Here is a 9415-nt window from a genome sequence, read left to right as displayed (position 1 = left end):
CGCCTCGGCCGCCGCCGCCTCGGCCCAGGTCGGCACGCCGGCCGCGTTGACCAGCGCGGCGCGGGGCCCGTCTGCGGGGTGCCCGGACGGCAGCTCGGGGAGGTCGTCGAACAGGGTGCTCATGTCGCGTCCAACCCTACGTCCGGGCGGTGACGCCCCTGCGCGCCACGCGACGCCGTGGCGGGGTCGGCATACCTCCACTCCGAAGCGTCCCCGCCCGATCGAGGTGTCGGATGACGCTCCGGCGGGGTCGGGATGCCTCGACCCCGAAGGGTGAACACCCGGTGAACCGGCGTGGGACGACGGTGCGCGGAGGCGTGCGACACGGTATGCATACCTCATGAGTCAGATGGGGCTTCGGGAGTACATCGACACCCTCCAGGCCGAGGGCTACCGCGTCCAGGGTGGCAAGGGCGAGGACCCCGTCCTCATCGCGCCCGACGGGAAGGCCGTCGAGACGTGGCGGGAGGACTACCCCTACGACGCGCTCATGGACCGTGACCAGTACGAGGACGAGAAGTACCTCCTGCAGATCGAGCTGCTGAAGTTCCAGTACTGGACGCAGGACTCCGGGACCAAGCACGTCGTCGTCTTCGAGGGTCGTGACGCGGCCGGCAAGGGCGGCACGATCAAGCGGTTCATGGAGCACCTCAACCCGCGGGCCGCCCGCGTCGTCGCCCTCACGAAGCCGACGTCGGAGGAGGCCGGGCAGTGGTACTTCCAGCGCTACATCCGCCACCTGCCGACGACGGGGGAGATCGTCCTGTTCGACCGGTCCTGGTACAACCGGGCCGGCGTCGAGCGCGTCATGGGCTTCTGCACCGACGAGGAGTACGACACCTTCATGCTCCAGGCGCCGATGTTCGAGCGGATGCTCGTCGACTCGGGCACGACGCTGACGAAGTTCTGGTTCTCGGTGACCCAGCAGGAGCAGCGGACCCGCTTCGCGATCCGGCAGATCGACCCCGTCCGCCGCTGGAAGCTGTCGCCGATGGACCTGGAGAGCCTCGACCGCTGGGACGGCTACACCGCGGCGAAGGAGGCGATGCTCAAGGGCACGGACAAGAAGCACGCGCCGTGGATCACCGTGAAGAGCAACGACAAGAAGCGCGGCCGGCTCAACGCGATGCGGGCCTTCCTCCACCAGTTCGACTACGAGGGCAAGGACACCGACGTCGTCTTCGCCCCGGACCCCAAGATCGTCAAGCGGGCGAAGTACACGAGCGGCGACTGACTCCTCGAGTGGGCGTATCGGCCCCGGGTCACCGGGCGCCGCCGGCACGCTCGACGGTCAGGGGTCCCGCGGGAGGCGGACGGTGAAGGCGGTCCCGCCCTCGAGCGGTGCCGGCTCCACGGTGATCGTCGCGCCGAGCCCGTCGACGAGCGCCTTGACGAGGGCGAGGCCGAGGCCGGTCCCGACCCGGCGCACCCCGCGGTACCGGTCGTGGAGGGCGCCGCGCTCGAAGGCGACCTCCCGGTCCTCCTCCGACAGCCCCGGCCCCCCGTCCCGGACCTCGACGAGGCACGCACCGTCCGCACCGGAGGGCCCCTCGACGCCCAGGGCGAGGACCAGCGGACGGCCGGCCGGGGTGACCCGGAGCGCGTTCTCCGCGAGCCCGTCGACGACCTGCCGCAGCCGGACCGGGTCGGTGGGCGCGACGACCGGCCCGTATGCCGGGTCCGGCACCTCGAGGCGGAAGTCCACGCCGGCGGCCCTCGCCCGCTCCGCCCACACGGCGGCCGCCGCCTCGACGAGCTCCCTGAGATCGACCGGCGCGACGTCGACGCTGAAGTCCACCGCGCCCACCCGGGCCAGCTCAAGGAGGTCGCCGACGAGACGTTCGAGCCGGCCCGCCTCGGCGAGGATCGTCTCGCCCGCGCGTCGGGCCTGCTCACCCATCGTCACGCCGTCGGCGAGCGCCTCTCCGAACCCTCGGATCGCGGTGAGCGGGGTCCGCAGCTCGTGGGACACCGACATGAGGAACTCGCGCTGGCGCCCCTCGCTGCGCTCGAGCGAGGCGGCGAGCGCGTTGACCGACTCCCCGACCTCGGCGACCTCGCGCGGTCCGTCGACGGGCACCTCGACGCCGCGCTCCCCCGCCGCGAGTCGTTGGGCAACCTCGGCGGTGTCGCGCAGTGGACCGGAGATCCGCCGCGACAGCCACCACGCGGCGAGTCCCGCGACGAGGAGCCCGGCGACGAGCCCCGCGAGCATCCGCCAGAGGAACCCGGCCTCCGGGCCGAAGGTCGTGACCTCGCGAGCCATGACGAGCACGCGGTTCCGGGACAGCGGGCGCAGCTCGACGAGGACGAGCCGGCCGTCCACGCGCGTCTGCCGGGAGGCGGCGCGCGACGGCTGCGGCTGCCCGAGCCGGCCGTATGCCTGCCGGGCCAGCGCCGCCCCCCGCACCACTCCGTTGGCGGCCCGCCAGGCCGTCGGGGTCCGCTGCCGACGCAGCACCTGGAGCGTCGTGGAGACGTCGTTCGGGTCCGCGGCGTCGAGGACGGCGGCGGCCTGATCGGCCTGGAGGACGAGGCTGTGCCGGGTCTCCGCCCGCGCGTGGGAGCCGACGAGACCGGCCGTGATGAGGGCGCTGACGAGGACGGCGAGGACGACGACGGCGGCCATCGCCCACCCCGTCTGCCGGGCCACGCTGTGCCGTCGCGTCGCCATCGCCCGCATCGCCCCCGTCCGCATCGCCACAGTCCTCATCGCCACAGTCCTCATCGCCACCTGGTCACGGCCCAGGCGACCCACTCGGACGGAGAACTTGCGTCGGGACGGAGCAATTCGTCCGTCCCGAGGCAAGTTCTCCGTCCCCGTCCGGGCGTCACGAGGACGGGACCTCCGCGGCATACCCGACACCGCGCACGGTCCGGATGGGGCTCGCGTCGCCGAGCTTGGCGCGCAGCTGGGCGACGTGGACGTCGACGGTGCGCGAGCCGTCGTCGGCCGGGTACCCCCACAGCTCGGTGAGCAGGAGTCCCCGGGGGTGCACCCGGCCCGGTGAGCGCATGAGGTGGGCCAACAGGTCGAACTCCGTCGTCGTCAGCGGGATCCGGGCTCCGTCGACGGTGCACCTGCGCGCGTCGAGGTCGAGCCGGACGGCGCCGACCGTGAGGACCCTCCCCGAGGCTGCGCCCGCTCCGAGACCTCGGGGCGCGTCGTGGCGACGCAGGACGGAGCGGACGCGGGCGACGAGCTCCCGGGGCGAGTACGGCTTGGTCACGTAGTCGTCGGCTCCGAGCTCCAGGCCGAGGACGCGGTCGACCTCGTCGTCCCTCGCCGTGACGAAGACGACGGGCGTCCAGTCGTCGGCCGCGCGCAGGCGGCGGCACACCTCGATCCCGTCGAGGTCCCCGGGCAGGCCGATGTCCAGGAGGACGAGGGCCGGAGGGTTCGTGGTGACCGACTCCAGGGCGGACGCTCCGTCCGTCACCGCGTCGACGGCATACCCGGCCTTCTCCAGGTAGAGCGTGAGGAGGTCGACGAGGGCAGGCTCGTCCTCGACGACGAGGATGCGACGCGCGGGGCCCATGACACGAGGCTTCCCGACGGGGCGGGGTCGCGGCAACCGGGCCATGGATCCTGACACAACCCGAACACTCCGCAGACGTCGCCCTGACACCGGTCGCCGACGATCGACGGATGACCACCAACCAGCTCCTCACGCGGACGCTCGTCCTCCGACGCCTCGCGGCAGCGACGATGGCCGGCGCCGCGGTCATCCATCTCGGTGTCATGGCCGACCACTTCCGGGAGTGGTGGGCCGCGGGCACCTTCTTCCTCGTCGTCGGGGTCGCCCAGCTCGTGTGGGCGCTCATGGTCTGGACCTCGCCGGTCCCCCGGCGACTCCTGTGGGCCGGCATCGGCGGCAACGCGCTCGTCGTCCTCGTCTGGCTCGTGTCGCGGACGACCGGCCTGCCGTTCGGCCCCGATGCGGGACATCCCGAGGCCGTCGGCACCGCGGACGTCGTGTGCGTCATCCTCGAGATCGCCGGTGCCGCCCTCGCCCTGGCCCTCGTGCCGCTCGCCGTCCGGGAGCGGGCCTGGACACGCGCGGGGGGCGCGTCCACCACCGCTCGCCTCGGCATGGTGACCGCCGCGGCCGGAGTGCTGGTCCTCGTCGCTGCCGGCGGCGCCCTCGCGGTCCCCGAGCCGCATTCGGACGCCGACGACGCGGACATGGGCATGGCGTCCACCTCGACCGGGCACGGCGAGGACCACGGATCCGGCACCGGCTCGATGGACGGGGAACGCCACGCGATGCCGAACCTCCCGGATGCCGGCTCCGCGACGGCCGCCCAGACCGCTGCCGCGCGACGGTTCCTCGAGGAGTCCGAGGCCGACACCGCCGCATACCGTGACCTCGCCAAGGCCAAGGCGGCCGGCTTCGACGTCGCCGCGGCGTGGAAGCGCAAGGAGGCCAAGGCGACCCGCCTCGGGCGGACGGTGCGGACCGACCGCGTCCAGCTCGTCCACGTGCCGAGCACGGCGAACCGCTCCGACGGCCGGGTCCTCGACCCGAAGGCGCCGGAGACCCTCATGTACGCCCGATCGCCCAAGGGGACGTTCACCCTCGTCGGCATCATGTACACCGCCGAGAAGAAGGCCCCGCCGAACGCCTACCCGCCCTACCAGCGCTGGCACTACCACGAGAAGTGCGTGACGAGGACGACCGGCGCGAAGCCGACCGTCACGGAACCGACGAACGGCACCTGTCCGGACGGCGCGACCCTGCGCAAGACGGGGTACATGACACACCTGTGGTTCGTCTCCCCGGACCAGCTCACCTACGCGTATGCCATGAACGCCCCCATGAAGCGGCTCGCGGCCTACCAGCAGTCGCTGACCGGGGCATCGTCCAGCACCTGACGCGACCGTCCTCCAGATCGGGTGAGCGTGTCGAGGAGGGGCCGGCACGCCCACCCGGCGAGGCGGGGAGAGCCGGCGGAGGGCCGCCGAGCCGAGTGCCACCGCATACGGTGGACACATGGCCTCGCGCAAGGGAGAGTTCGGCGAACCGGTCGTCTTCGACGTCGACGGGTTCGACGTGCGGATCAGCAGCCCTGAGCGGGTCTACTTCAGCGCCCGCGGGGAGACCAAGCTCGACCTCGCGAACTACTACCTGTCCGTCGGCGACGGCATCGTCAACGCGCTGCGCGAACGACCGTGCATGCTCCACCGGTTCCCCGACGGCGTCGACGGGCCGAAGGTCCACCAGAAGCGGCTGCCGCGCGGCGCCCCGGAGTGGGTGGAGACGGTGCGCCTGCACTTCCCGCGCTACGGGCTCCACGCGGACGAGCTGTGCGTCACCAAGCTCGCCGACGTCATCTGGGCCGTCCAGATGTCGACCGTCGAGTTCCACCCGTGGAACAGCCGGCGCGCCGACACCGAGAAGCCCGACGAGTGGCGGATCGACCTCGACCCGATGCCGGAGGCCGACTTCGCGAGGGTGAGGCGGGTCGCGCACGTCGCCCACGAGGTCCTCGACGAGATCGGGGCGACCGGTTGGCCGAAGACGAGCGGCGGCCACGGCATGCACGTCTACGTCCGGATCCGGCCCGAGCACGGGTTCCACGACGTCCGGCGGGCGGCCCTCGCCTTCGCCCGTGAGGTCGAGCGGCGGGCGCCGGACGACGTGACGACGACGTGGTGGCGCCGCGACCGCGACCCGAGCGCCATCTTCGTCGACTACAACCAGAACGCCCGCGACCACACGATCGCCGCCGCCTACTCGGTGCGCGGCAACACGATCGGCACAGTGTCGACGCCGGTCCGCTGGGACGAGATCGACGACGTCGAGCCCGACGACTTCACCATCGCGACCGTCCCGCAGCGGTTCGCTGAGCTCGGCGACCTCCACGCGGGCATCGACGACGCCGTCTTCGACATCACCCCGCTCCTGGAGTGGGCCGAGCGCGACGAGCGCGACGGTGCCGAGACGCCCCCCGAGCCGGAGGGGACCGGCAAGCCCTGACGACGAGTCCTCGGGCGGCCGGCTGTCGCCAGGACGCCGACCCGCTCCCCACGAGGAGCGCGGCGGTGCGTGCCGTCACGCGAGGAGGCGGACGACCTCCTCCGCACACCCCCACGACAGCGTGACGCCGGCCCCGCCGTGCCCGTAGTTCGTCACGATGTCGCGTCCGTCGACGGTATGCCGTGCGAGCCGGACCGATGGCGCGAGCGGACGCAGGCCCACGGCACGGCCGACGACGGGTGCGTCGCGCAGCGCCGGCACGAGGTCACGGCAGCGGGCAAGGATGGCGCGCTCCACCTCCGGGTCAGGTTCCGTCGACCACTCCCCCTCGACGTCGGTTCCTCCGCAGACGACGACCTCGCCGTGTGGCAGGACGTAGGCGAGACCGGCCGGGTTCTCGGGGTCGACGACCCACTCGGTGAGCCCCGGGTTGGCGAGCCGCACGACCTGGCCACGCCCCGGCCGCACCTCCGGGTCGGGGAGCAGCGTCGCGGAGCGCAGGCCGGCGGCGATGACGACGACGTCCCCCTCGAGGTCGTCCCCGATGTCGTCGAGCGAGTCGATGGTGCGGCGGACGAGCCGGACCCCCGTTGTCGCGCAGCGGTTCTCGAGCCATGGCAGGAAGGCGCCGGTGTCGACGAGCGGCACGCGCACGGCATACCCGCCGAGGGCGTCTGTGGGAAGGACCTCCCGCGGCGCGGGGAGGACGGCACCCAGCCCCTCCGTCCACCACAGGTCCGGCTCGGTGCGGTGGACCATGACGCCGTGGGCCATCCGGACGCCGGCCGCCGGGCCGTCCGGCGAGTGGGCCAGGGCGGTGAACCGGCGGAGGGCGACGAGGCCCCACGCGACGGCCCGCGCACGGGGCTCGACGTGGTAGGGGAACCACAGGCCGCCGGCGACGCGCGACACCGTGTCCTCGACGGGCTGGTCGCGGACGACGGTCACCCGATGACCCGCCTCGGCGAGCTCGAGCGCCGTCGTGAGCCCGACGACGCCTCCCCCGACGACCGTCACCCGTGCCATCGTCGCCACCCTGTCCTCGTCGTGCTCACCTCAGTCCTCCGGTCTGGTGCACAGGCCCCGATCGGGTGCCAGACCGCCAACCACGATCGAGCGGTCGGCCGCCCGAGTGGTGCACAGGCCCCGATCGGGTGCCAGACCGCCAAGGCTGCGGGAGGTCCCGGGGTGGGTGACGGGCTCAACCGGCGTCCGCCTCGGCCACGAGGAACGACAGGGCGTCGCCGAACGTGCAGTCCGCGAGGGGCGCGAGCTCCGGCGTCTCGTCGAGGTGCTCCGGAGCCCTCATCGAGAGCATGACGTTGAGGAGCATGCCCTGGGCGATGAAGCCCTCCGCCTGGTCCGGCGTGCATCCGGTGCGCATGATCGTCGTGAAGATCCGGCCCATGTTCGTGCGCCCGAGGGCGGCGATCTCCGCCACGTCGCCGGCTGCCCAGCCGTGCATCATGACCGTGAGGAGGTCGCGGTCGCGGACGAGCTCGCCGTATGCCGACGCGAGCCGGGTCCAGTCCTCCTCCGCCTCGGGGTCGAAGGGGCCCTCGTCGATGACCCGCTCGAACACCTCCCGGATCCTCGTGCAGGCCAGGTCGAAGACGTCGAGGAAGAGGGCCAGCTTCGTGCCGAACATCCGCACGACGTAAGGCTGGGAGACGCCGGCCTCGCGGGCGACCGCGTCGGTGCTCGTCCCCGCATACCCTCCGCGGGCGAACGCCCGCATGGCCGCGTCGAGGACGAGCGCCCGGCGGTCCTCGACGGCCATCCTCCTGCGCGTCCCCGCGGGCTCCGTCGCCTTCATGGTTGACATGTTATCAGTCGATTACTAGTGTCTCTCTCGCTAGTAATCATTCAATGCCTTCTGGATCGGAGACCCCCCGCTGTCCACGTCGCTCGACCTCCCGACCCGCAGCCCGGATCGCGCTGCCCACCCCGCGGGGGCGGGGCGACACCGTCCGGCCCCGTCCGATCGCGCCCGTCGCGTCCCGGTGTGGCTCGCCGTCGTCGCGGCGTCGCTGCCGATGTTCATGGCGACCCTCGACAACCTCGTCATGACGAGCGCGCTCCCCGTCATCCGCGAGGACCTTCACTCGACGGTGAGCCAGCTGTCGTGGTTCCTCAACGCCTACACGCTCGCCTTCGCGACGTTCATGCTCCCCGCGGCCCGGCTCGGCGACCGGCTCGGCCGGCGACGTGTCATGATCGCCGGCATCGTCGTCTTCACCCTCGCCTCCATCGGGTCGGCCCTCAGCACGACGTCCGAGGCCCTCGTCGCCGCGCGAGCCGTCCAGGGCCTCGGGGCCGCGGCGATCATGCCGCTCTCGCTGACCCTCCTCGCCGCGTCGGTGCCGCCGCGGATGCGGGCCGCCGCGATCGGGATCTGGGGCGGCGTGTCCGGTCTCGGCGTCGCCCTCGGGCCGGTCATCGGGGGCGCCGTCGTCGAGGGCGTGAGCTGGCAGGCGATCTTCTGGCTCAACGTCCCCGTGGCCGTCATCGCCCTCCCCCTTCTGGTGCTCGCCGTCCGCGAGTCCCGCGGCGCGTGGCAGCGGCTCGACCTCGTCGGCACCGCGATGCTCGGCGGCGCCGTCTTCCTCGGCATCTGGGGGATCGTCCACGGCAACGACGACGGCTGGACCGCGACCCGAGTCCTCGGCCCGCTCGTCGTCGCGACCCTCCTCGTGCCGGCATACGTCCTCCGGGCCCGGACACGGGCGGACGCCGTCCTCCCCCTCCGGCTGTTCGCCTCGCGCGGCTTCTCGGTCGCCAACGTCGTCGGTCTCACCTTCACGATGGGCATGTTCGGGACGGTCTTCCTCCTCGCGCAGTACCTCCAGGTCGTCCAGGGGTACACGCCCCTCGAGGCCGGCATCCGCACCCTCCCGTGGACGGCGGCCCCGATGGTCGTCGCCCCCGTCGCCGGGATCCTCGCCGGGCGGACCGGGCTGCGGCCGCTGCTCGTCGGCGGCCTCGTCCTCCAGACGGGCGCGCTCGTCTGGTTCGCCGCGCTCACCGAGAACGGCTCTCCGTATGCCGACTTCGTCCCCGCGCTCCTCATGGCCGGCGTCGGCATGGGCCTGACCTTCGCGCCCCTGTCGACGGCGGTCCTCGACCGGCTGCCCGAGTCGGACTTCGCGATGGCCAGCTCGGCGAACTCGACGATCCGGGAGTTCGGCGTCGCCCTCGGGGTCGCCGTCCTCACCGCGGTCTTCCTCGGCAACGGCGGACAGATCAGCCCGACGGGGTATGCCGGCGCCATCGGTCCCGCGATCCTCACCGGAGCGGCCGCCGTCGCCGTCGCCGCCGTCGCGGCCCTCTTCGCCCCGGGCCGCCTCTCCGCCGCGACACCGGCCACGTCCTCCTCCGGCACGACACCCGCCACCGGCACCGCGCCGACCGCCCGCGCCTCGGGCGCCTCGGGC

Annotated in this window: 8 protein-coding genes; 4 read left to right on the top strand and 4 right to left on the bottom strand. The window is 72.9% G+C overall.

All coding sequences use genetic code 11. From position 1 onward, the window contains the following. Positions 1-340: 340 nt before the first annotated feature. Positions 341-1234, top strand: coding sequence for a polyphosphate kinase 2 (gene ppk2 / locus BN12_RS15795; protein ID WP_048553951.1), 894 nt, complete (start codon positions 341-343; stop codon positions 1232-1234). Between the two features lie 57 nt (positions 1235-1291). On the opposite strand, the gene BN12_RS15790 is transcribed toward ppk2, so the two are convergent. Both BN12_RS15790 and BN12_RS15785 read right to left on the bottom strand, forming a co-directional pair. Further along, positions 1292-2713 carry a sensor histidine kinase gene (locus tag BN12_RS15790; RefSeq protein ID WP_200901233.1) on the bottom strand — a complete coding sequence of 474 codons (1422 nt, stop codon included), beginning with the start codon at positions 2711-2713 and terminating at the stop codon, positions 1292-1294. Between the two features lie 118 nt (positions 2714-2831). After that, a complete protein-coding gene (locus BN12_RS15785; RefSeq protein WP_048553949.1) occupies positions 2832-3539 on the bottom strand; it encodes a response regulator transcription factor in 708 nt (235 codons plus the stop codon). 110 nt (positions 3540-3649) lie between these two features. Here BN12_RS15785 and BN12_RS15780 point away from each other — a divergent pair, with 110 nt between their 5' ends. Together BN12_RS15780 and ligD are read left to right on the top strand one after the other, a co-directional pair. Further along, positions 3650-4876 (top strand): hypothetical protein, encoded by a 1227-nt coding sequence (locus BN12_RS15780; RefSeq protein ID WP_048553947.1) that lies wholly within the window; start codon positions 3650-3652, stop codon positions 4874-4876. Positions 4877-4994: 118 nt separating this feature from the next. Further along, the gene (gene ligD, locus BN12_RS15775; protein WP_048553945.1) at positions 4995-5981 is read left to right on the top strand and encodes a non-homologous end-joining DNA ligase; all 987 of its coding nucleotides are present in this window, start codon (positions 4995-4997) and stop codon (positions 5979-5981) included. 75 nt (positions 5982-6056) lie between these two features. On the opposite strand, the gene BN12_RS15770 is transcribed toward ligD, so the two are convergent. Together BN12_RS15770 and BN12_RS15765 are read right to left on the bottom strand one after the other, a co-directional pair. Continuing rightward, positions 6057-7007, bottom strand: a complete 951-nt coding sequence (locus tag BN12_RS15770; protein ID WP_083455021.1) for an FAD-dependent oxidoreductase — start codon at positions 7005-7007, stop codon at positions 6057-6059. 175 nt (positions 7008-7182) lie between these two features. Beyond that, complete coding sequence (locus BN12_RS15765) at positions 7183-7797, bottom strand: TetR/AcrR family transcriptional regulator (RefSeq protein ID WP_048553943.1); 615 nt, start codon at positions 7795-7797, stop codon at positions 7183-7185. A 187-nt stretch (positions 7798-7984) separates the two neighbouring features. Between BN12_RS15765 and BN12_RS15760 the strand changes: the two genes are divergently transcribed. Continuing rightward, on the top strand, positions 7985-9415 hold a 1431-nt coding region (locus BN12_RS15760), incomplete at its 3' end, for a DHA2 family efflux MFS transporter permease subunit (protein WP_235432426.1).

The organism is Nostocoides japonicum T1-X7 (assembly GCF_001046855.1).
GTDB classification, from domain to species: domain Bacteria; phylum Actinomycetota; class Actinomycetes; order Actinomycetales; family Dermatophilaceae; genus Nostocoides; species Nostocoides japonicum.
This window is presented reverse-complemented; position numbering and strand designations above follow the sequence as displayed.

Excerpts from the sequence above, each read along its gene's own strand:
- BN12_RS15780 (WP_048553947.1), top strand. The coding sequence starts at position 3,650 with ATGACCACCAACCAGCTCCTCACGCGGACGCTCGTCCTCCGACGCCTC.
- ligD (WP_048553945.1), top strand. The coding sequence starts at position 4,995 with ATGGCCTCGCGCAAGGGAGAGTTCGGCGAACCGGTCGTCTTCGACGTC.
- BN12_RS15765 (WP_048553943.1), bottom strand. The coding sequence starts at position 7,797 with ATGAAGGCGACGGAGCCCGCGGGGACGCGCAGGAGGATGGCCGTCGAG.
- ppk2 (WP_048553951.1), top strand. The coding sequence starts at position 341 with ATGAGTCAGATGGGGCTTCGGGAGTACATCGACACCCTCCAGGCCGAG.
- BN12_RS15785 (WP_048553949.1), bottom strand. The coding sequence starts at position 3,539 with ATGGGCCCCGCGCGTCGCATCCTCGTCGTCGAGGACGAGCCTGCCCTC.
- BN12_RS15790 (WP_200901233.1), bottom strand. The coding sequence starts at position 2,713 with ATGAGGACTGTGGCGATGCGGACGGGGGCGATGCGGGCGATGGCGACG.
- BN12_RS15770 (WP_083455021.1), bottom strand. The coding sequence starts at position 7,007 with ATGGCACGGGTGACGGTCGTCGGGGGAGGCGTCGTCGGGCTCACGACG.